The organism is Roseovarius aestuariivivens (assembly GCF_004761875.1).
Lineage (GTDB): Bacteria > Pseudomonadota > Alphaproteobacteria > Rhodobacterales > Rhodobacteraceae > Roseovarius > Roseovarius aestuariivivens.
In genome coordinates this window covers 86,570-109,232 of the sequence record NZ_SJEY01000003.1, presented here as the reverse complement: position 1 = coordinate 109,232, position 22,663 = coordinate 86,570, and the positions used below count along the sequence as shown (strand labels likewise).

The window sequence follows — 22,663 nt, the reverse complement described above, 5'->3', positions numbered from 1 at the left end:
ATGGTCGCCGTCCGACCGTCATGTCTCTGACGATTGGCGGAAGAGGTCAGGCGACCATTTTGGCAACGACTTCTCCGAACGACGAGGGTGTTGGCACGATGGTCACGCCGGCCTCTTGCAGGATATCGACCTTTTCCTGCGCGGATTCGCCGAAGGCCGACACGATCGCCCCAGCATGTCCCATGCGCCGTCCCTTGGGCGCAGACAGACCCGCGATATACGCCGCGACCGGCTTGGTCATGTGATCGCGGATATATTCCGCGGCTTCTGCTTCCTGCGGGCCGCCGATTTCGCCCACGAGAACAACGGCGTCGGTCTCTGGATCGGCCTCGAAGAGTTCAAGAATATCCTTGAAGCTGGATCCGTTGATCGGATCACCGCCGATCCCGATGGAGGAACTGACACCGATGCCCCGATCGCTCATCTGGCTTGCCGCCTCGTAACCCAGTGTGCCGGAACGTCCGACGATGCCGACGCGGCCCGGCTTGTAGATATGTGGCGGCATTAGTCCGGCAAAGGCCTGGCCCGGGGTGATGATACCCGCGCAGTTCGGCCCGATGAGGCGCATGCGCTTTTCTTCCTTGTAGCGGCGCATGTAGCGTTTCACGTCGATCATGTCCTGCGCGGGGATGCCGTCTGCGATGCAGACGCAGGTTTTGATGCCAGCATCGGCTGCTTCCATGATGCTGTCGGCCGCAAACGGGGGCGGAACAAACGAAATGACGAGTTCAGCGCCGGTTTCGGCGACCGCCCCTTTGACGGTGTTGAAGACCGGCAGGCCCAGATGCTTCGTACCGCCTTTGCCCGGCGTCACGCCCCCAACCACGTTTGTGCCGTGGTTGATCATGTCCTGGGCGTGGAATGAGCCGATCCGCCCGGTGATGCCTGTGACAAGCACCTTCGTTTCGCTGTTGATTATGATGGCCATCAGCTTGCCTCCGCCAGAGTTTCGTCAGATGCTTTCCAGAGGCCAACCACCTTTTCGGCGGCTTCGGCCAGGGTGTTCGCAGTCTCGATTTCGAGCCCGCTTTCCTTAAGCAATTTCATACCTTCCTCGACATTCGTTCCGGATAGGCGCACCACGAGCGGTATCTTGAGGTCGAGTTCCTTCACAGCAAGAACCACGCCTTCGGCAATCCAGTCGCAGCGGTTGATGCCCGCGAAGATGTTCACGAGGATCGCCTCGACATTCTTGTCGTTGAGCACCGCCTTGAAGGATTTCAGAACGCGCTCGGGGCTGGCGCCACCGCCTACGTCGAGAAAGTTGGCGGGCTCGCCGCCGGCCATCTTGATCATGTCGAGCGTGGCCATGGCGAGGCCCGCGCCGTTCACGATGCAGCCGATCTTGCCGTCGAGACCGATATAGCTCAGGCCGCGGTCGCCGGCGTAGGTCTCTCGCGGGTCTTCCTGGCTCTTGTCGCGCAGCTCGGAAATGTCGGGATGCCGGAAGAGCGCGTTCTCGTCAAAGCTTACCTTGGCGTCCAGCGCCACGATTTCTCCGGCGCCGGTCACGACGAGCGGATTGATCTCGACCATGTTGGCGTCGTGCTCCCACATCATCTGATAGCAGCCGATGATGGTCTTGACGGCCTGCGGGATGAGTGCTGGTTCCAGCCCAAGGGAAAACGCGATCTCGCGCGCCTGGAAGTTCTGCATGCCGACAGCGGGGTCCACGACCGACCGGATAATCGAGTCGGGTTCTTCCGCCGAGATTTCCTCGATTTCCATTCCGCCCTGGGCCGATGCCACGACGACCACACGCTCCAGCTTGCGGTCCATCACGAAGCCCAGATAGATTTCCTGCGCAATATTAGTGGCTTCTTCGATATAAAGCCGGCTGACCAGCTTGCCTTGCGGGCCGGTTTGATGGGTCACAAGCTTTCGTCCCAGCATCCATTGCGCCGCGTCGGAGATCTCCTCCTCGGACGAGCAGATGCGCACACCGCCCGCCTTGCCGCGCGCGCCGGAATGGATCTGGGCCTTCACGACCCATTTGTCGCCGGACAACTCCGAGGCGCGATAGACCGCTTGTTCGGGGCTGTAGGCGATCCCGCCACGGGGCACGTTCACGCCGAATTTCTTCAGCAGTTCCTTGGCCTGGTATTCATGAATGTCCATTCGGTTCTCCTCCTCAGGACTTGGCGGCGATGGCGTCTGCCACCGCGATAACGTTGTTGGCCATGCGCTCACTCGCGGCATCGATCATCTTGCCGTCGAGACTGGCCGCGCCCTTGCCCTGCGACTCGGCCTTGCGCAGCTCTTCGACGATTCGGCGCGCCTTGTTGATCTCATCCTCGGTCGGTGAGAAGACTTCGTTGGCGAGCTTGATCTGGCTGGGATGGATTGCCCATTTGCCTTCGATCCCAAGAGCCGCGGCGCGCTTGGCGCTATCAACGAAGGCGTCGGGATCAGAGAAATCACCGAAGGGCCCGTCAATGGCGCGCAAGCCATAAGAGCGACAGGCGACGTTCATGCGGCTGAGGGCGAAATGCCACTGGTCACCGGGATAATCAGGGTTGAGGCCTCCGATCACAACCGTCCGGGCGCGGGTGTACGCGGCATAATCGGCTACACCGAAATGCATGGCCTCAAGCCGTCCTGGGGTTGCGGCGATGGCCTCGACATTGGCCATGCCGAGGGCAGTTTCGATCAATGCCTCAAGGCCGATCTGATGCGTGAAGCCTTGTGCGACCTCAATCTGGCTGAGCATGGTTTCGACGGTGTATAGGTCGGCGGGTACGCCGACCTTGGGTACCAGGATCGTGTCGATATGCTGGCCAGCCTGTTCAACGACCTCGACCACGTCTCGGTACATGTAATGCGTGTCGAGCCCGTTGATGCGGATCGACATCGTCTTACCCTTCGCTTTCCAGTCGATGTCGTTGAGCGCCTGGATGATGTTCGAGCGCGCCTTGATCTTGTCGGGCGGGGCGACCGCGTCTTCGAGATCGAGAAAAACATAATCGACATCTGTGTCGGCGGCTTTTTCGATCATCGAGGGGTTCGAGCCCGGAACGGCGAGTTCCGAGCGTTGTAGGCGCTGCTTCTTCAAGGGGTAAAGCGTGTAACTCATGTTGGTCCTTCCTCCCGAACCGGCCATCAGGGCACGGCTCTCCTTGGTTTCACGTTCATCCGAAAGCGCTGCGAAAGATACTTTCGCACAGGTAGAAAAGCCTGCCCGGGGTGGCGATAAAAAACGGAACGGGTAGGGTGGTCCTACCCGTGTTAGCGCTGCACGAATGCCGTGGGATGCACTCGCTGCAACGCAGAATTTCTGCGACAAAACAAAAGTTTACGATGGGAAACTTATGTGCCGATCTGCGCTGGAAACGCACAGAAAACGGGCCGTGACTTTCATCACGGCCCGCATCCGTTTCTTACCTCTTGTGCGCTGTCTGGCTTACTTGGGCGTCACCAGATCGCCGGGTGTTTCGCCCTTGAGATAGGCCTCGAGATTGTCGATGGCGCGATGACCCATCGCCGCGCGCGTGCCATCCGTCGCGCTGCCCAGATGGGGTGCCAGCACGATATTGTCATACTTCAGGAACCGCTGATCGAGCGCGGGCTCGTTGTGATAAACGTCCAGACCCGCCGCCGCGAGATGACCAGAGTCAAGCGCATCAAAGAGCGCATCCTCGTCCACCACGTCGCCGCGGGCCGAGTTCACGAGAATCGAGCCGGGTTTCATCGCGTTGAAGATGTCGGCGTTGATCATCTTGTACGTGTCGGCGCCGCCGGGGCAGTGGAGCGACAGAAAATCGGCCTGCGCGGCCACATCGTTCATCGAGGCAAGCTGTTCGGCATTGCCATTGTCGGCCTTTATGTCGTCGGGCACGTTCCAGGCATCCTGAAACACAACGCGCATGCCAAAGCCGCCATGCGCCTTGCGTGCCATGGCCTGACCAATTCGACCGAACCCGATGATGCCAAGCGTCGCGCCGGTCACCTTCTTGCCGATCATGTGGGTGGGCCGCCAGCCCTCCCACTTGCCCGCGCGGGTCTCGCGCTCGCCTTCGCCGATACGGCGCGCGGCGCAGAGCAGCAGACCCATGGCAAGATCGGCGGTACAGTCGGTCAGCACATCGGGCGTGTTGGTCACGACGATGTCGTTGGCCGCCGCCGCGTCGATGTCGATGTGATTGAAGCCCACACCGTAGTTCGCGAAGATCTTAACCTTGCCCTTGGCGGCTGGATAGAACTCCGCCGGGACCTTGTCGGACACGGTCGGCATAATCACGTCATAGGTTTCCGCAGCCTTCATCCACTCATCGTGGCTCAGCGGGCTGTCGGGATGGCGCAGGGTCACGTCGCCGAGGCCCGCCTGCGTCAGGCGGTCCTCGGTTTCCTTGGGCCACGCGCGCGTGACCAGTATTTTCACGTCAGCCATGATGCGCTCATGCCGCCTTGGACTGTGCGGTCTGGCCGTCCGGTGTGGTCGCTCGATAATGTGCCTGTGCCGCCGCAACACCCGAGCCCGGCTCAATCTTGGCACCCGCGTCGACCAGGGCCATTTCCGCAGCCGAGATCGCCCCGCAGAGCATCACCGGGTTCAGCGACCCGAGATGTCCGATGCGGAAGGCTTTGCCAGCCAGTTTGTTCAGGCCGGTGCCGAGCGAGGTCTGATATTTGTAATAGGCGGTCGAAATCACATCGCGCGCATCGACGCCTTCGGGCGCGTAAATTGCGGAAACGGTGTCGGATTCCCACTCGGGGCCCATCGCCACGAGTTTGCAGCCGTCCCATGCCTCGACCGCGGCGCGGACGCCTGCGGCCATGCGGTTATGACGCTCCCAGATGCTTTCCATGCCGGCTTCGAGCATCATGTCGAGTGAGCAGCGCGGGCCGCGCAGAAGCTGCGTGGCGGGCGTGTATGGGAAATATCCAGTATCGTTCAGCTTGATCATGTCCTCGAAGCTGAAATAGCAGCGGCTCATGCCGGAGTTGCTGAGCGCCTTGTTGGCCTCGAGCGCTTTGGCGCTGACCCCGAGAAAACCAAGACCCGCGGGCAGCATGAAGCCTTTCTGCGAGCCCGAGACAGCAAGGTCGACGCCCCATTTTTCCATCTCGAACTCGATCGAGGCGATAGAGCTTACGCCGTCGACGAAAAGCATCGCCGGGTGGCCGGCGGCATCGAGTACCTTGCGAACGCCCGCGATATCCGAGGTCACGCCGGTCGCGGTTTCGTTCTGCGTGGCGAAGACCGCTTTGATCTCGTGATTTTTGTCTGCTTCGAGATGCTTGGCGTAGTCCTCGAGCGGCACGCCTTTGCCCCACTCGACTTCGCAGAGTTGCACGTCGAGGCCCAGACGCTCGGCCATATCCACCCAAAGAAGCGAGAATTGGCCGAAGCGCGACATCAGAACCTTGTCGCCAGGGTTCAGCGTGTTCTGAATTGCCGATTCCCAAGCGCCAGTGCCGGACGACGGAAAGATGAAGACGCGACCGTTTTCGAGGCGATAGGCCTTCTTCATGTCATCGAGGATGCCGGTCACGAACTCTCCGAAATCGGGGGCACGCATGTCTTCCATGGGCACGTTCATTGCGCGGCGGACAGGCTCCGGAACGTTCGTCGGGCCGGGAATGTAAAGATGCTTGTAACCGTTCATGGTGGTCTCTCTCCCAAAAAAGCGCTGTATCGCCGGGGGACGTAGCATGGCCTTACGCCACGTGAACAGCCCCGTGATGGATCAAATGGGGGAAATCCGCCCGATGGGTAGGAAAATCCCACCCACTCGGGTGAGATTTTTGGCGAAAAACGCCCGGCATACCGCCGCATACGTTTTTTTCGTTTGATTCCATTATCTTCGCACTTGCGGCATTCGGCTCATTTCACCGCCGAATGTACGTGTGGCGCAACCGCTGCGGGTCGCGTAAGGTTGTGTGTGGGAGAGAGACGCAAGTGACATCCATGCGAGCCGCATCCGAGATCAATCAGTCGGCGCGTGACGCAACGCCCGAGGTCATCGTGGCCGATCGCCAGTTGATCGTGTGTCAGGGGATTGGATCCCTCGTGGCGCAAATCCCCGAGGTCCGGCTTGGACAGTATGCAACCAACAAGGCGTCCCTGAAAAAGCTGCTGTCGCAGGCGAGGGGCCGGACCATCCTGATCCTGGGCGTGCGCCTTGCGGATGGTGATCTGACCCAGATCCTCGATCAGGTACGAAAGGACCATCCCGATGTGATGGTCGTCGTGGTCGCCGAAGATACAGAATTCGCGTTCATCCGAACGGCGATCAAGGCCGGGGCCAACTCGGTCTGCATGATGAGTCAGATCCTGACATCGCTTCCGCGTATCCTCGGCAAACTGATAGAGGGACACTCGATTGTGCCAACGGAAATCCTGCGGCGGTTGACGTCGGAGAACGCCGACAGCCTGTCACGCCGCGAACATGAGATCCTCGCCCTTTTGGGTGATGGCCTGACCAACTTCCAGATTTCCGCGCGGCTCGGTCTGAGCGAGAACACCGTGAAATACTATCTGAAAGCGATTTACCAGAAGCTCGACGTCAACTCGCGCGGCGCGGCCATCGCGAAATACGTCGCCGGTCATTATTAGGACGCCTTTTCCTTCTCTTCTCCGGAAACGGCTGTGCAACACTTGGCCACACTCAGGGAGACGTCGTTGCTGACGCACGTTTTACCGCAAAGCTGGCAACCTGGAATTCCAGATATCGAAGGCCGCATACCGTCCGGGGCGGTTGACGTCTTCGGCATAACAGGGATGGCCGGAACGCTGGCGGCGTTAAACTCCGACTGATTGCTCGTGATCCCACCGGTGCTTGTCACCGCGTCTTTCAAGATTTTACCCGTCGCGCCGCCTTAGCCACTCGGTCCGGGCACGTCACTCCGCCATATCGATTGAGATTTTGACGTTGCCATACCAATCGGCAACCGCGCGCATCTCATCCTCGCTGAGGGCGAGCGCCATCGGCGTCATCACCTCGTGCTTGCGCTTGCCTGTCCGAAAGGCCTTGAGCTGTGTCTCGATGTAGATATTCGTCTCGCCGGCTAGATTGGGCACGTCATCCGCCAGCGACAGACCATCGGCACCGTGGCAGGCCGTGCATTGTTCGGGCGCGCCGTCAACGTCGGCTCGCAGGGTCGCGGTCACATCGTGCGACGCGTACCAGGCTGCGAGATCGGCGATCTGCTGATCGCTGAGCGTCGAGGCCACGACACTCATCATCTCGTGCCGTCGCGTGCCGTTGCGAAAGGCGGTGAGCTGCGAAGTGATATACGGGGCGGGTTCGCCGCCGATATGCGGCGCGACCGGAATTTTTGCGTAGCCGTCCAGCCCGTGACACGTGCGGCATTGGTTGGCAAGCTTGCGGCCCTCGGCCGGATCGCCCGCGACGGGCGTCTCGGCCAAGGCGATCCCGGCGAGACAAATCCCGCCGAGACCGAAAAGTGCGATCCGTCTCATTCGCCGTAGCTGATCCGGTAGATGGCACCAGCCAGGTCGTCGGAGACGAGGATGGAGCCGTCGCGCAGCTCGGCCACATCCACCGGGCGTCCGAGATACTCCCCGTTTTCGTTGAGCCAACCTTCGGCAAATGGCTCTGTCGTGGCATTGCCCTCTTCATCGATGAAGGTGACCATCACGCGCGCCCCGACCGGCTCTGTCCTATTCCAAGATCCGTGCTGAGCCGAGAAGATGGCGTTCTTGTATTTAGAGGGGAACATGTCGCCCTCGTAGAACTCCATTCCGAGATCGGCGGCATGCGCCACTGTCTCGACCGCGGGCATCACGACTTCGACGGGCACCTCCTCGCCCTTGTACTCGTTCGTTCGCACGTCACCGCCGCCGTACCATGGATGGCCGAAGTGCTGGCCTGCTGCGGTCTGGCGGTTGATCTCGCCCGGCGGGATGTCATCGCCCATGCCGTCGACCTGGTTGTCGGTCCACCAAAGCTCACCTGTTACAGGGTGGAAGTCGTGCCCGACTGAGTTGCGTACGCCATAGGTATAGACCTCGCGACCCGTACCGTCGGTGTTCATGCGGATGATGCCGCCGATACCAACCTCGTTGTAGAGGTCGAGCTTTTCGGGCGGCGCGACATTGAAGGGCTGGCCGAGCGAGATGTAGATCATGCCGTCGGGACCGATTTTGCAGACCCGCGCGGTGTGGTTGTAGCTCTCTTCCTCGGGCGGGATCAGGTCGCCTTTGGCCACAAGATTGAATGCGGCCACATCGGGGCTTTCATAGAAAAACTCGGCGGCCGGGAAGAGCAGCACTCGGTTCTGTTCAGCGATATAAAGAAACCCGTCATCCGAAAAGCAGGGGCCATTTGGAATGGAGAAGGTCAGCGACGGCGCGAAATCCTTCACTTCGTCGGCGACCCGATCCTTGTTGCGGTCGGTCACGCTCCAGACTTTGTCCTTTCGGGTGCCCACGAAGGTCACGATCCCTTGCGGACCCACGGCCATGTGCCGGGCGTCGGGCACCACCGCATAAAGCTCGATCTTAAAGCCGTCGGGCAGCGTGATGTTTTCCAGCGTTGCCTTAATGCCGTCGGCATAGTCGCCAGTCTGCTCGATGAACGTGAATTCGGTCACGCCCGTGGACTGGAAATTCGAGAGCTTGTCGAGATTGTCGGGCACATTGGCACCCTGCGCCAGCGCGCTCCCAGTGAACAGCGCAAGTACCGCCACGGATCCCAAGAATTTTTTCATGATGTCCTCCCATGGATTCTTTAGAACCCCATCATTGACACAAGCTTACGTTGCGTCAAACTGATGCTTTCGGAGCGGTAGTTCGAAAGGCTTCATAGGATGGAATGATAGCCTTGCGCGTTAGACGCTGCAGGGCTTGTGTCCGTTCGCGACACAAGGCGGATTTCACTTTGTGGGAGATTTGGCTCCGGCGGTAGGGATCGAACCTACGACCAATTGATTAACAGTCAACTGCTCTACCGCTGAGCTACGCCGGAACACGAAGGCGGATATAACAACCTCGCCATAGCGCGTCCAGAGGGATTGTGACAAAAAGTTTCTTCGGCATCGGTCGGTTTTCATCGAAGGGCAAACTGCGTTTCAGCCGACAAGGCGCCTAACGGGACGGCACGGTTTTTCCCGTAAAGATCAATGAGATGGGCGAGCACGTTGCGCACAGCGGCGGGCAAGAGGTTCTCCGGTGTGTCGGAGTAGATCCGGCGGGCCAGTTCTGCTGCAGTGGCCGGCCCGTCGCCGAGCGCCTCGACGATAGCGGCGCCACGCGTTTCGCGATGGGCAATGAGCGCGTCGAGCCTTTCGGGAGGATTATTGATCGGGGCGCCATGGCCGGCATGGAAGGTTTTCGCGCCAACGTCGCGTAGCCGCCGGCAAGACGCCATGAAATCACTCAGATCTCCGTCGGGCGGCGAAACGAGCGAACTGGCCCACCCCATGACCAGATCGCCGGTGAAAACGACATCGCCCGAACAGAAGCACAGGTGGTTTCCGAGGTGCCCCGGGGTCCAGAGGGCCTCGATCTCCCAATCGCTACCGGCCAGACATGCGCCATCCTTCAACTGCCTGTCGGGCGCGAAATCCGGGTCGATGCCTTCGCCGCCGTCGCGCAACCCAGAACGTGCGAGTTGTTCCATCAGCGGGCTGCGTCCCGACCGGGAAGGTCCGAAGGCGAAAACCTCGGCACCGGTTTCTCGTGCCAGCTTCCGGGCTAGCGGCGAATGGTCGAGGTGCGAGTGCGTGACCAGGATATGGCTGATCCGCGCCTTTGGCCCGACGGCCCTGAGAATCGCGGCAAGATGCGCGTCATCGTCGGGTCCAGGATCGATAACAGCGACGTCTCTTTCTCCCAGAAGATACGTGTTGGTGCCGCGAAAAGTCATCGGCGAAGGGTTGGGCGCGAGGATCCTCGTTATACCGTCGCCAAGATCCTCGGGCTGGCCCGGGGCCGGATTGAACTTCTCCATCACGCATGCCCTTTCTAACCGATCGTGCCGCAGCTAGGCTTATGGCATGTCGTTTCGCTGGCTCAAACCTTATCTGCCGCGCTCGCTTTACGGGCGAGCCTTTCTCATCCTGCTCTTGCCGGTGATCACGGTGATGCTGGTGGTTTCGGTGGTCTTCATTCAGCGTCATTTCGAAGGTGTCACAAAACAGATGACGCGGTCGACCAGTCGTGAGGTCAAGGTTCTGCTCGATGCGGGCGAGACAGCGGCGGAGATGCGCGCGACAGGTCTGCCTGCCGCCTTGCAGATCACGATGGAGGACGTTTCATTGGGCGCTTTGCCGGAAGCTGACGCGCGACGTTGGTACGATTTCACCGGGGTGGTGGTCATCCGGGAGTTCGAGCGGCTTTTGCCCGAACTGCATGCGGTCGTTCTTCCCGATGACCGCGTCGTGACATTGTTTTTCCGCTCGGGCGATGGCGGCATACGAATGCTTTTCGACAGGCGGCGCGTCTCGGCATCGAATCCCCACCAGCTTTTGGTGAACATGGTGTTTTTCGCCATCGTGATGACCGTGATCGCGTATTTCTATCTTCGCAACCAGTTGCGTCCGATCACGCGTCTGGCTCGCGCGGCTGAGGCGTTCGGGCGCGGGCGCCATGTCGACTATCGGCCGGCCGGATCTGTCGAGGTGCGTGCGGCGGGTAACGCTTTTGTCGATATGCGAGCCCGGATCGAGCGCCAAATCGAACAGCGCACGCTGATGCTGTCCGGTGTGAGCCACGACCTGCGCACGCCGATCACTCGGCTCAAACTGGCGCTGTCGATGCTGGACGAGGCGGAACGCGCACCGCTGGAACAAGACGTCAACGACATGGAGCGCCTTATCAACGAGTTTCTCGCCTTCGCGCGCGGCGCGCAGGAGGGTGAGCCGGAACCGGTGGATCCCATTGCGCTGGTGCGGGACATTGTCGAGGGGTTTGGGCGCGAAGGAAAGCGTGTCGATCTTGGTCTGATGGAAGGCGAGGGGACCGTGCTCTTGCGACCGGGCGGGATCCGCCGGGCGGTGGAAAATCTTATCGGTAACGCGGTGCGCTACGGTAGCCGGGCCGAGGTGTCGGTTTTGATGACGGCGAAATCGTTGCGGATCCGGGTCGAAGACGACGGGCCGGGCATCGCCGAAAAGGATCGCGAAGAGGCGCTTAAGCCCTTTGCGCGCCTTGATCCTGCTCGCAACCAGAACAAAGGCACCGGTGTCGGATTAGGGCTTGCGATCGCGATGGATATCGCACGCGCCCACGGGGGTACGCTTCGGCTCGGCCAAAGTGAGCGGCTTGGCGGGCTACAGGCTGATATCGTGATCGGACGCTAGGGGAGGCTTTAGACCCTTTCTGAGCCTGCACGAGACAGTGCGATTGTTTGGTCCCGTAAGAATCGAATTGCTACTTAGCAAATAGAATCAAAAATTTAACAGGCGTTTTTGACTATCCGACCAACTGAAAACTGAACCGATTTTTATCCTTTGAATTGCGCAAAGAGAGCGGAAATGTAACGGATACCATATACGCCAGAACGATGATCTTGCGGCGTGTTCGGAAGGAGCGGAACGGATTTTACTTGTTCCTTCAGAAAGGGCACGCTCAGCTTCAAAGGTCTCGACCTAATCGCTTTGGTATCGGTGCGGCATTGCCTCTTGGTCTCTCGAAGGAGCTATTCGGCAGTGTCGCGTATACCGACGCTCAGCAATCATGAGACAATCTCTTAGACAACAAGCACGGGGACGTCCGACAGGCTTGTCACTTTGTGACTGACCGAGCCCAGCATGTAACCTTCGGAAGATCCGGCGCCGCGCGAGCCGACAACGACCAGATCGCAGTGCTTGTCCTCCGCAAACGCCACGATGGTGCGGGAGGTCGGGCCTCGCTTTATAAACGCTGTCACATTCTCGACGCCATGATCCTTTGCGGCAACCTTCGCCTTTTCCGCCGCTTCTTTCGATATGGTGCGCATGATGTCGTCAAGGTTGCTTTCGCCCGTTGTGCTTTCGCCGCGCATCATGGACAGAGACGCTTCCAGCATGGAGTGGTGCTGATAAACGGTGAGAATAATAAGCTCCGCCCCTGTAAGCTTGGCAAGGCCGGCGGCCTTTTCGAGGGCGGCGTCGGCACCGCTTGATCCGTCGTAGGCCGCGAGGATGGTGTTGAACATGGGCCGGTCTCCTTACTTGTCGAAGGCGAGATCCCGCAGGAAGAGTGCGATGTCTGGGAAGAAGATCAACAGGACGGCGACGGATAACAGCATCAAGATGAAGGGTGGTGTGCCTTTCACAACCTCGGCATATGGCCGCTTGAACACGGCGATGGCGGTGAAGATGTCACAGCCGAAGGGCGGTGTAGCGCTGCCGATGGCGACCTGAAGGGTGATGACGATGCCGACAAGCACCGGATCAAGGCCGACCGCGTCCACCACCGGGGCGAAGATCGGCACGAAGATCAGGATCACCACGATGGGATCCACGAACATGCAGCCGACGAAGAAGGCGATCGAGATTGTAAAGAGAACGCCGTACTGCCCCATCTCGTCGATGCCGATGGCGCCCAGCACCTGCTGCGGGATCTGCGCGAAGCTTATCACGTAGGAAAAAGCGGCCCCGGCGCCCACGAGAATGAAGACCACCGCCGTGATGAGACCCGTCGATTTCGCAGTTGCGTAAAGCTGCTTTAGGTTCATTTCCCGAAACACGATCATTTCGAGGATAAGTGCGTAAAGTACGCAGGCTGCGGCGGCCTCGGTGGGGGAGAAGATCCCGCCATAGATGCCGCCGACAATGATCACCGGAAAGCCCAGCGGCCAGATCGCGCGCCTTATGGCTGAACCGCGCTCGGCCCAGCTTGACTTGGGTTCGGTCGGCACATCGTGGCGCACTGCGTAGATGTAGGAATAGACCGAAAACATGAAGAGAATCAGCAGGCCGGGACCGATCCCGGCGATGAAAAGCTCGGAGATCGAGGTGCCCGAGACCACGCCGTAGATGATCATGCCGATTGAGGGCGGAATGAGAAAGGCGATGTCTGAGGCGTTGACCACGAGCGCCAGAACGAAATTGTCCTTGTAGCCTGCTTTGAGCATGCGCGGGCGTAGCGGCCCGCCTACGGCAACGACGGTGGCCTGGGTCGAGCCGGACACGGCGCCGAAGAGGGTGCAAGCGGTAGCTGTCGAGACCGCAAGCCCGCCTTTCAGGTGACCCACGAAGGCCATGACCAGGTCAATCAGCCGGTTGGCTGATTGTCCGCGCGTCATGATGTCGGCGGCGAAAATGAACATCGGCACGGCGATCAGGCTGGCTGGGCGGATGCCCGCAAGGACCTGCTGCACCATCGTATCAAGCTGGCCCAGCCCGCCGAAAATCCCGACAAAGCCGATCAGGGCCCCGGCCAGAAGTGGGATCATCATCGGGAAGCCGAGAAGAAGAAGCACGATCATAGTGCCGAAAATCGCCCAGGTCATGGCTTAGACCTCCTCTTCTTCGTTAGATGAGTAGCCTTCGAGCGTGCTGGTCGAGAGCCAGATATCCTTGTCGATTAGGTTCTTGATGGCCGTCAGCGTGTACTGCACGCCGGTCAGAAAAAACCCCAGCGGAGCCCATAAGATGATCCACCAGACCGGGATCTGGAGCGCCGGCAGAACACGCCCGCGGGAGGCCTGTTTTTGCACATACTCGATGGCGTACCACGTGAGCAGGAACATCCCCGCCGCTGTGACTGCGGCGATCAGCACCATCAGCACTTTGCGGATGCCGGGCGAAGAGGCGTCAAAAATGGCCGACATGCGGATATGTCGGCCGTGCCGCGCAGCATAGGAAATGCCGGCAAAGGTAATGAGGATGATCAGCGCCTGATTGAGTTCTTCGGAAAAAAAGATGCTTTGACCTAGCACGTAGCGGCCAACCACATTGGCCATCGTGTTGAGCGCCATGAGAAGCACGCCCATGGCCAGCAAGACGGCCTCTAACCGGGCCACGGCCACATCGATAACGCCCAGAAAGCCGGGCAGACCGGAGACATATTTGGAATCGTCGATGTCTTCGTCATTTACGGGAACATCGGCGTCGGCCACCGCTGCCGGATCGTTCTTGGCCCAACGGTCATTCTCATCTGTCATCGCCGCCGTCCTTGCTTGCGCTGGTTCTGTGCCGTGGATTGCCGGGCCGCACGGATGGCGGCCCGACGAAAGGATATCGCGCAAGCGCGATGACCGTGGGTCAGTTGCCCTGAACCGCCTCCAGGTCGGCTTTCATCTGGTTCAGGATTTCTTCGGCCTGATCGCCACCGATCTCTAGGAACGTTTTCTCAACCGACTCTGCGGTTTCGCGGAAGGGTTCACGCTCTTCTTCGCTGAGCGTAGTGATCGTCATCGACGGTTTGGCTTCCTTGATCTTCTCAAGGGACTCTTCGGTCAGGCCTTCCTGGTAGTCGATGATATATTCGAAGGCCACATCGACGGCATTCTGCACAAGCGTTTTCTCGTCTTCGGACAGCCCTTCATAGAAGTCCAGATTGGCCATAAGAGCGGTGGTGAAGTTGTTGTGGCCCGCGCGAGTGATGTGGTCGGTCACCTCGTACATCTTGGTCGACTCGATGAAGAAGGCAGGGTTTTCCTGACCCTGAATGATCCCGGTTTGCAGGGCACCATAGACCTCGCCCCAGGGCAGGGGGGTTGGTGTTGCGCCGAACGCCTTGTAGCTTTCCACTAGGAGCGGATTTGTCATCACGCGAAACTTGACCTCGTTGAGGTCGGCAGGCCCGGTGACCGGCTCGGTGGTGGTCATCATCACCTCGCCCTCGGGATACATCGTCAGCAGCTCGAGACCCTGCTCTTCGTAGAGCGGCGGGAAAAGCTCGTTGATGGTTTTCGAGGTGCGGAAAAATTCGGCCAGTGTCTCTTCGTCCTGCGGCAGCAGGTACGGCACAAAGAAAACCTGAGCCTCGGGGATCAGTGCGCCGGTAAAACCAGGGGACTGGTTGACGAATTGTAAAATACCCGACTGCGCCTGCTCCATGATGTCTGCGGATTCACCTAGCGTACCGAAGGGAAAGAGCTGCACTTCGTGGTCCGAGTTGGCCTCGATCTCCTCCTTGAATTTCTGAGCAAACTTGCCCTGCACCTCGTCAAGCGCCTCCTCAAAGGCATAACGCCAGGTATCGGCACTCGCTGTGGAAATCCCGGCAACCAGTGCCAGGGCGCTTGATGCGATAAGTGTCTTGAAGGTCATTCCTGTCTCCTTGATTTCGTGCCCTGACCCAACGCAAGTCCAGCCAGATCACCGATTTCTGTTGCCGGGATTGCCCCAACAAAGACATTGATCCACGGTCTTCAAGCGACTTGGGAATGTCAATGGTCGGGCCGGAAATCATGCACAACTATTACGCAGTAAGCGGCTGATGCCGGTTATTTCCCCAGTTTGACAGATGGGTAAGCGGCAGAAATTACGAGGCTTTTTCTATTCGCGCCCAAGAAAATAGGCTTCGCTTGCAGTCCTGATACGGACCAAGGTTGGCCGCATCAATCGTGCAAAAACGATCCGGGAGAGCCCAGATTGGTGAAGGATACGCGAGAAATTTCACTAGATGCCGGTAAATTCAGACCAAATGGCGTGGGATCGATACGTTCCAGTCGTGGTCGCGGAACAAAGTCTCTCCTTCCCACGCGCGCAGCCGGGCAGAAATGTGAAAGCTTTCAGTATCGCAGGTCAGGTGTGTCTGAGTGATGGTCTTTATCGACCATCCCTCGCGCTCCATTTCGTGCGTCCATGTCACCTCGCCTTCCGCCGAGGTTGGATCGCCGGGCAGGATCGAGTAGCGCTCTTCGCCCTTCGCCAGATGATAAAATCCGTGATTTACGATTTGCGCGCCGCCCTCGTGATCGAGAATCTCGATTGTCACGCGACCGGTGTCGCGATCCTCAGATACGCTCCACTTCGCCTGTGGCGGTTCTTTGAAGTCGACCTCCAAAGGGTCCGCTGTGCGAGGTGTTCCCAGATCGGGAACGGCGGGATCGTTCGCTCCGCGTATCGGCAGGTCCAGTTTGGACTGGTCGGTGTGTATGGTCAGGGTGACAGGCTCCGGCGCAGGCCAGGCGATCGGAAAATAGCTGGTCGAGACCGACAGGCGCAGCTTGTGGCCCGCGCGAAAGGTTTGCGCCACGTGCTTTAGTGGTACCTCGACATGGTACGTCTCGCCCGGCGTCAGGGCGGTGGGGTGTTCGTGGCTGTGACGGTGGGTGAGGTTCAGGAGGCCATAGCTGACGCGGGTGGCAGCGCCATCGGGCGCTACGTCCACCAGCCGCGCGCAGACCTGTGCAACAGGCCGGTCGACCTGTACCGCAAGCCTGAGAAGTGCATCGCCGACTAAATTTAGGTCCTGCTCCAGCGGCGCGGTCTCGAAAACGAGACTGCCAGCATCCTCCCGACGCTGATCGCCCGGCTGATCGCCGACATGCGCGTAAGAGCACCATTTCCCGCCGTGAACACCGACCCAAAGCGGAGAAGAGACTGAACAAAGCGCGCCTGGTGCGTCTGCTTGGCCGCCAAGGCTACCATCGCTGCAAAGCGGCATAAGCCGGCGCTCCACATTGGGCGACGGCCAAGTCGGTTCACCGATCCAGCGCCCCTCGCGGTGAGTGTAAAAGCTTTGCGGTTTGGCGTGGTCCTGCAGGTATACGCGCAGGTTCGGCTCATCCATTATGCCGGTCTCGGTCCCCTTGAGCCACTGATCCCACCAGCGGGTTTCTTCGGTCAACCAGTCTATGGCCGGTCCCGGTTCGCCCTGATGGGGGTATTTGTGCGACCACGGCCCGACAATGCCTTTGGCGGGAGATTGCAGGGTTTCAATTAGCCGGAAGACCGCGCGGCAATACCCATCGGCCCAGCCGCTGACGGCATATACTGGTACCTGAATGTCCGAGATATCCTCGCAAACCGACCCGTGTTTCCAGAACTCGTCCCGTGTCTGATGCTGCAGCCATTTCTCCAGCCAGAGGCCTGAGCCATCGAGCCGCTCTTCCCACATCGCCTTCCATCGGTCACCGACATGCGCAGGGTCCGGCGGCAGCGTGTTGATTCCGAACATCACCGATGCCCAAGACAGGTGATCGCCCAGAAGCGTACCGCCCATGTAGTGGATATCGTCCGCATAGCGGTCATCGGTCGAACAGATCGACACGACGGCCTTAAGGGCAGGGGGGCGAAGGGCGGCAAGCTGCAACCCGTTGAAGCCGCCCCAAGAAATCCCAACGATCCCGACACCCCCATCGCACCACGGCTGATCCGCGATCCAAGCGATGACATCGCAGCCGTCCTGCAGCTCCAGAGGGGTGTACTCGTCCTCCATTAGCCCCTCGGACTCGCCAGTGCCGCGCAGATCGACACGCACGTATGCATAGCCCTGTGCCGCCATCCACGGTGCGCGTGCATGGTCGCGGGGCAGCGTTTTGTCGTTCTTGCGATAGGGGATATACTCAAAAATGGCCGGAACCGGCGCGGTCTCGGCGCCCTCAGGCAGCCATATGCGGGCGGCAAGCCGCGTTCCGTCGGGCAATCCGATTTCTGTATGCTCGATCTCATGGATCGTGCACGGCAGGTCTGTGTCGATTTTCATTAAGGCACTCGCTGGGGCTGGTCGAAGAGGCATCGCGCGGGGTCACCGGACCGGTGGCCGAGGCACGCTATTCCTCGATATCGGTGAATTCGTAATTCAGCTTCTTGATTACCTGCTCATAGTTCCACAAGAGCTTTGACTGCGTGTTGGCTCCCATCCAGATTGAGGCCACGGCAAAGCTGTAGGCGTCCTGTTCCGGCAGGTCCGAGAGGCGGGTGTTTTTGCCCGCGTAAGACACGATTCGTGTGCCGGCGACCTGTTCGGCGGCCACCTCGATCTCTGCGCGCGATGGCGCGCGGGCCACGGTCGCATCGCTGAAAAAGACGCGATAAAAGAACTCCGCCGCCACCTTCTCGGGGCCTTCGCGATAGGGCAGGTCAGGCTTGCGGCCAAGACCCAGATCCACGGTCACCTGTTGGTGGCTGACGCCATCCACCATCTCGAAAAGATCGCAATGGGATTGTGCGATGCGGGTGTTGATCTCCAGCAGCCAGATCTTGTTCGACACCTCGTCCCAGTAATACTCGATGTTGAAGCCCGCATTATCGTAGCCGATATGCGACATAATCGTGCGGGTGATCTCGTTCATTGTGTCCTGCACGCGCTTGGGCAGGGTGGACGGGTAAAGGTAGTAGAAGAAGCTCAGCACCTGCGGATAGCGGATCGAGTCCACAGTGCCGTAGGGAACAACCTCGCCGTTATAGACATAACCCTCAACGGTACACTGGCGCCCGCCGATCACCTGTTCGGCCATGCAGTAATGGCCTTCGACCGCCTTGATCTCCTCAGGTATATCGGCCTTACTCAGTACGTAGTCGAAAGGTTCGCCGATCGACCGGATCTCAGCGCGCAGCTTTTCGATGGCGTAGTCGAAATCTTCGGGAGAATCGATCCGGAAGCCGAGGCGCGATCCAGACGACTTGATCGGCTTCACGAAGAAGGGAAAGCGCAGATCGGCCTCGCCGATCCGCGACAGGGCGTTGTCGTCAAACGGATCGAAGGCGGTAAATTTCGGGATGTGGTCGGGAATGACTTCGGCCATCACGGCACGCGACCAGTACTTGTGCTCGCACTTTAGCAGGCTTTCCAGCGAGGCGTTCCGCGTGCCGTATTTGGCGCACAGAAGCGGCAGCATGGTGGAAACCGGAAAGTCGATATAGCCGACGATGGCATCGATCGAGCCCTCGAACGCGTCGAGCTTGCCTTCGGCATCTGCCAGCATCGCGGGAATGTCGAATTCCTGTGTTTCTGAGACCTGGGCAGGTGTCAGAAGCTGATGGAAGGTCACGTCCTCGACGCCGCGCAGTCGCTTGAGGCGCTCGGCGTTCAGGTCATTCAGACCGATGACGAAAATATTCTTGGTCATGGCGTATTCGCTTTTCCTGACTTTTCAGCGACGAATGAAACGCCCCGACGCAAAGGCCGGGACGCTCTGGCATGCTCTATTATCAGACTTTGGCCAGTTCGGCCTGAGTCGGATATGTGCGCCCCTTGAGCCGCTCTGTGGTGCCTTCGATGTCATCGACCAGCAGCAAGAGGAAATCGCCCGGCTCCGCCTCTCCGATGGCGGAGGCAACGGCCTCCTGCTCGTCCATGATGGTCTGGATCTGCGCCGACGTTCGCGCCGAGACCGCGCCATCGTGGATGAGCTTGGCGGTCTCGCCCGTCTCGCGGCCCCTCGAGTCTGTCTCGTAGACGTAGAGAATGTCGCACATCCGCGCGAGTTGCGCACCGAGTGCTGCCAGATCCTCGTCGCGACGGTTGCCGGGCGCGGTTGCGACACCGATCTTGCGCTTCGTGGCCAGACCACTAACCAAGGGCTGTAGCGCTTCGAGCGCTGGCACATTGTGGCCGTAGTCGATCAGGCATTTCACGCCTTCCGCCTCGAAATAGTTCGTGCGGCCCGGCATCTGGGCCGGGGTCGGGTGGAAGGTCAGAAGCCCGGCGCGGATATCGTCGATCTCGATCCCGTGGGCAAGAGCGGCGGCGGCGGCGGCCATCGCGTTCTGAACGTTGAAGGGCGCGTGGCCCTCAAAAGCGATTGGCACGTCGTTGACCTCCACGATCTCGACGGTGAGCTTGCCGCGCATCATGACGATCTTGCCCTGCTTCACCGTCAGGACCATTCCGAGGTTGGAAAGGTGTTCGGTCAGGTCGGGATTGTCGGGATTCATCGTGAAATAAATTATCTCGCCGCGCGCCCAATAGGTTCCCTGGTCCATGACCAGCGGATCGTCGGCGTTGAGGACGCAGTATCCGCCATCTTCCTGGCGCTTGGTCGCGTCGACGACAACGGTTTTGCATCGCGCGAGATCTTCCAGCGTGTGGATGTCGCGCTCGCCCAAATGATCAGAGGCAATGTTTAGCAGTACGCCCACATCTGCCTCGTCGAAACCCAGACCGCGCCGCATGATGCCGCCGCGCGCCACTTCGAGCACGGCGTGCTCGACCGTGGGTTCGCGCAGAACGGCCTGAGCGGCGGCGGGGCCGGAATAATCGCCGCGTAGGATCACGTGGTTGTCGATCTCGACCGTGCCGGTGCACCCCATGCCCACGGACCGGCCCGCTTGTCGCAGGATATGCGTGGTTAGGCGCGTAGTCGTGGTCTTGCCGTTGGTGCCGGTGATGGCGGTAATCGGAATTCGCCCGTCATCCGTCGGATCCGGGAAAAGCATGCTGACCACATGTTCGCCTACGGGTCGCGGAGAGCCATGGGTCGGCGCCATGTGCATTCGGAAGCCCGGGCCGGCGTTCACCTCCACCACACCCGCCGATTGCTGGTCGAGCGGCACGGACAGGTTCTCGGCCAGAAGGTCGATACCGATGATATCGAGCCCGATCAGCCGTCCGACACGCTCCATCATGAAGCGCACCTCGGGATGCACCTCGTCGGTGATGTCGGCGGCTGTGCCGCCGGTCGAGATATTCGCGGTGGATTTCAGGAAAGCGATCTCGCCCTCGGGAAGCACGGTATCGAGTGTGTAGCCCGCCTGCTCGAGCAGGCGTTCGCTTTGCACGTCGATTGCGATCTGCGTGAGCACATTCTCGTGGCCCACGCCCCGGCGCGGATCCTGGTTCTCGATATCGACGAGCTGCTGAATTGTGTGCTTGCCGTCGCCCACAACATGCGCGGGACGGCGGCGTGCCGCCGCGACCAATTTGCCGTCGATCACGAGGATGCGGTGATCCTCGCCCTTGATGTAATTCTCGACAATTACGGCGCCGGAGTCGTCGCGGACCCGTGCCAAGGCCGCCTCAAACCCTGATTTAAGATCTTCGGGTGTGTTGATGTCGGTCGTCACGCCACGGCCGTGGTTGCCCGAGAGCGGCTTTGTCACTACGGGCCAGCCGAGCCAGTCGGCGGCCTCTTGCGCCTCTTCGACGGAATAGCAGATCTGCCCGCGCGGCACGGGAACGCCCGCATCGTCCAGCACCTGCTTGGTCCATTCCTTGTCGTCGGCGATGGAGTGCCCAATGATGCCGGACGCGTCCGTAACCGTGGCTTGGAAGCGGCGCTGTTTGATGCCATGGCCCAGTTGGGTGTAGCTCGTGCCCTCGGTCAGGTTGTACCAAGGGATGTTTCGGGCTTTAGCAGCGTTCACGATCGAGCCGGTCGACGGCCCGAGCGCATTGGCATCCCGGACCTCTTTCAGGCTGTCGATATAAGGCGTCAGATCGACGTCTTCGCCGTCGTAGAGCTTCTTCACGATCTCGACTGCCGCTTCACCTGCGGCAAGGCCGGTTGCCTCGTCGCGATAGCGGAAGACGACGTGGTAGATGCCTTTCTCGTAGCTGTCGACGGTCTTGCCATAGCCGACGGAAAAGCCGATGAGGTTTTGCAATTCGATCGCCACGTGTTCAACCATGTGGCCAGCATAGGTGCCATTGCGGACGCGTTGCAGAAAACCGCCGGCCTCACCGACCGAACATCTGTGTTCGTATATGGTTGGGATCAGCGTTTCCAGTTTTTCGGCAATGCCCGGTACCTTGTCACTGGGTCTGTCTTCAAGCTCCTCGATGTCCAGCCGCATGTAGATGGCCTGATAGCGGCTGTAATAGTTAGGTCCACGCAGTGCGCGGCATTCAAGTATATTCAAGAAAATGCTCCAATTGTTCTGCTCTCAGCTCTTCAGGGCCAAGGACGCGTCGGTCAGCCATGCTGAAAACATCACCATCGACCAGCGCATGCATTTTGACGTTGTGGACGCTTATCGCCTCACCGTCTGCGAGATCGAACACATTGGACCCGCTTATCTCAGAACTGTCAATGATGATGACATGACCGTGTCCAAATGCGCGAATAAGATGCCTGTCGAACAGGACGGCGGCGTCCTCGCCAAGGCCTACGCCGACCAGTTCGGGGTTGGTCGAACCAACTTCCATTAGTCGCGAAAACCGGCCACGCTCTAGGAAATGGGTATCCATGATTACGTCTTCCACAAGGCCGAAGCCCGCCGTCATCTTGACTGCGCCCTTGCGCAGGCAATCGTCTGCAGGCCCACCATAAACCATCGTGTGTGACTGGCAGGCTGCGCCGGCGCTCGTGCCGGCCACAACAGCTCCTTCCGAGCGGCGGGCGCGGATCTTTGCAAGGGCCGTCGACGCACCAAGAATATTTGTCAGCCGCATCTGATCGCCGCCCGAGATGAAGATCACATCCGACTGTTCGATCATTTTGATGAACGTCGCGGATTCGGCGTCGGCGCGCGTCCGGATGCGAACATCCAGAACTTCCGCTGCATCGAGATTCTGGAATACGCTCTTGTATCCCTGAAACACCTCGTCTGGGATGCTGCTGGCAGTCGTTATGACCCCGACGACCGGAGCATCGCTTCGCGACAGCTTCAGCACGCGACGCAGGATAGTTGCGTCGGACGTCTTGTCTTCCGCGCCTCCGATTGCAACAAGTGCACCTTGTACGGGCACCGTGACGGGCATGTTCATTCTGGCTCTCCGCCCTGAAAAGAAACTACACGGATGATCTATCACAGCCTGCGAAGAGTTGACAGCGACGCCAAAGCGGAAACGCAAATTTGATGCGCGCGGATGACCAAAGCGCCACTGTTGCGCTGCACGAAGAGGCACGTTTGATGATTGGCCCCTCGCTTCGGGCCA

General features: G+C 59.7%; 18 protein-coding genes and 1 tRNA gene. 2 read left to right on the top strand and 17 right to left on the bottom strand.

Features of this window, described 5'->3' with window-relative positions; all coding sequences use genetic code 11:
* Window positions 1-46 precede the first annotated feature (46 nt).
* From sucD to EZV60_RS05935, 5 genes are all read right to left on the bottom strand, one after another.
* The gene (gene sucD / locus EZV60_RS05955) at window positions 47-928 is read right to left on the bottom strand and encodes a succinate--CoA ligase subunit alpha (protein WP_135503294.1); all 882 of its coding nucleotides are present in this window, start codon (window positions 926-928) and stop codon (window positions 47-49) included.
* Entirely contained in the window at window positions 928-2,118 is a 1,191-nt protein-coding gene (locus EZV60_RS05950; protein WP_135503291.1) for a malate--CoA ligase subunit beta, read from the bottom strand. The genes sucD and EZV60_RS05950 overlap by 1 nt, the downstream gene beginning before the upstream one ends.
* A 13-nt stretch (window positions 2,119-2,131) precedes the next feature.
* Complete coding sequence (locus EZV60_RS05945; protein WP_135503288.1) at window positions 2,132-3,073, bottom strand: HpcH/HpaI aldolase/citrate lyase family protein; 942 nt, start codon at window positions 3,071-3,073, stop codon at window positions 2,132-2,134.
* A gap of 327 nt (window positions 3,074-3,400) precedes the next feature.
* The gene (locus EZV60_RS05940) at window positions 3,401-4,387 is read right to left on the bottom strand and encodes a 2-hydroxyacid dehydrogenase (RefSeq protein ID WP_135503285.1); all 987 of its coding nucleotides are present in this window, start codon (window positions 4,385-4,387) and stop codon (window positions 3,401-3,403) included.
* A gap of 7 nt (window positions 4,388-4,394) precedes the next feature.
* Window positions 4,395-5,606, bottom strand: a complete 1,212-nt coding sequence (locus EZV60_RS05935; protein ID WP_135503282.1) for an aminotransferase class V-fold PLP-dependent enzyme — start codon at window positions 5,604-5,606, stop codon at window positions 4,395-4,397.
* Window positions 5,607-5,908: 302 nt separating this feature from the next.
* Here EZV60_RS05935 and EZV60_RS05930 point away from each other — a divergent pair, with 302 nt between their 5' ends.
* Window positions 5,909-6,556 carry a helix-turn-helix transcriptional regulator gene (locus tag EZV60_RS05930; protein WP_135503882.1) on the top strand — a complete coding sequence of 216 codons (648 nt, stop codon included), beginning with the start codon at window positions 5,909-5,911 and terminating at the stop codon, window positions 6,554-6,556.
* Window positions 6,557-6,841: 285 nt separating this feature from the next.
* Here EZV60_RS05930 and EZV60_RS05925 read toward each other — a convergent pair whose 3' ends face one another.
* The 4 genes from EZV60_RS05925 to EZV60_RS05910 form a co-directional block, all read right to left on the bottom strand.
* Window positions 6,842-7,423 carry a c-type cytochrome gene (locus EZV60_RS05925; RefSeq protein ID WP_135503278.1) on the bottom strand — a complete coding sequence of 194 codons (582 nt, stop codon included), beginning with the start codon at window positions 7,421-7,423 and terminating at the stop codon, window positions 6,842-6,844.
* The gene (locus EZV60_RS05920) at window positions 7,420-8,673 is read right to left on the bottom strand and encodes a PQQ-dependent sugar dehydrogenase (protein ID WP_135503275.1); all 1,254 of its coding nucleotides are present in this window, start codon (window positions 8,671-8,673) and stop codon (window positions 7,420-7,422) included. The genes EZV60_RS05925 and EZV60_RS05920 overlap by 4 nt, the downstream gene beginning before the upstream one ends.
* A gap of 182 nt (window positions 8,674-8,855) precedes the next feature.
* Window positions 8,856-8,930: transfer RNA gene (locus EZV60_RS05915), tRNA-Asn, on the bottom strand.
* An 81-nt stretch (window positions 8,931-9,011) separates the two neighbouring features.
* Window positions 9,012-9,914, bottom strand: coding sequence for an MBL fold metallo-hydrolase (locus tag EZV60_RS05910; RefSeq protein ID WP_135503272.1), 903 nt, complete (start codon window positions 9,912-9,914; stop codon window positions 9,012-9,014).
* Window positions 9,915-9,960: 46 nt separating this feature from the next.
* Between EZV60_RS05910 and EZV60_RS05905 the strand changes: the two genes are divergently transcribed.
* On the top strand, window positions 9,961-11,265 hold the full coding sequence (locus tag EZV60_RS05905; RefSeq protein WP_135503269.1) for an ATP-binding protein: 1,305 nt from the start codon (window positions 9,961-9,963) through the stop codon (window positions 11,263-11,265).
* 389 nt (window positions 11,266-11,654) lie between these two features.
* On the opposite strand, the gene EZV60_RS05900 is transcribed toward EZV60_RS05905, so the two are convergent.
* From EZV60_RS05900 to EZV60_RS05865, 8 genes are all read right to left on the bottom strand, one after another.
* Window positions 11,655-12,101 carry a universal stress protein gene (locus tag EZV60_RS05900; RefSeq protein ID WP_135503265.1) on the bottom strand — a complete coding sequence of 149 codons (447 nt, stop codon included), beginning with the start codon at window positions 12,099-12,101 and terminating at the stop codon, window positions 11,655-11,657.
* A gap of 12 nt (window positions 12,102-12,113) precedes the next feature.
* Entirely contained in the window at window positions 12,114-13,400 is a 1,287-nt protein-coding gene (locus EZV60_RS05895; protein ID WP_135503261.1) for a TRAP transporter large permease, read from the bottom strand.
* A 3-nt stretch (window positions 13,401-13,403) separates the two neighbouring features.
* On the bottom strand, window positions 13,404-14,054 hold the full coding sequence (locus EZV60_RS05890) for a TRAP transporter small permease (protein WP_135503258.1): 651 nt from the start codon (window positions 14,052-14,054) through the stop codon (window positions 13,404-13,406).
* 100 nt (window positions 14,055-14,154) lie between these two features.
* Window positions 14,155-15,165 (bottom strand): TRAP transporter substrate-binding protein, encoded by a 1,011-nt coding sequence (locus tag EZV60_RS05885; protein WP_135503255.1) that lies wholly within the window; start codon window positions 15,163-15,165, stop codon window positions 14,155-14,157.
* 367 nt (window positions 15,166-15,532) lie between these two features.
* The gene (locus tag EZV60_RS05880) at window positions 15,533-17,548 is read right to left on the bottom strand and encodes a CocE/NonD family hydrolase (protein ID WP_135503252.1); all 2,016 of its coding nucleotides are present in this window, start codon (window positions 17,546-17,548) and stop codon (window positions 15,533-15,535) included.
* A gap of 67 nt (window positions 17,549-17,615) precedes the next feature.
* Window positions 17,616-18,914, bottom strand: coding sequence for an ATP-grasp domain-containing protein (locus EZV60_RS05875; RefSeq protein WP_135503249.1), 1,299 nt, complete (start codon window positions 18,912-18,914; stop codon window positions 17,616-17,618).
* Between the two features lie 82 nt (window positions 18,915-18,996).
* Window positions 18,997-21,645: a cyanophycin synthetase gene (gene cphA, locus EZV60_RS05870; RefSeq protein WP_135503246.1), complete on the bottom strand. Its 2,649-nt coding sequence runs from the start codon at window positions 21,643-21,645 to the stop codon at window positions 18,997-18,999.
* On the bottom strand, window positions 21,632-22,492 hold the full coding sequence (locus EZV60_RS05865; protein ID WP_135503243.1) for a cyanophycinase: 861 nt from the start codon (window positions 22,490-22,492) through the stop codon (window positions 21,632-21,634). The genes cphA and EZV60_RS05865 overlap by 14 nt, the downstream gene beginning before the upstream one ends.
* Window positions 22,493-22,663 lie beyond the last annotated feature (171 nt).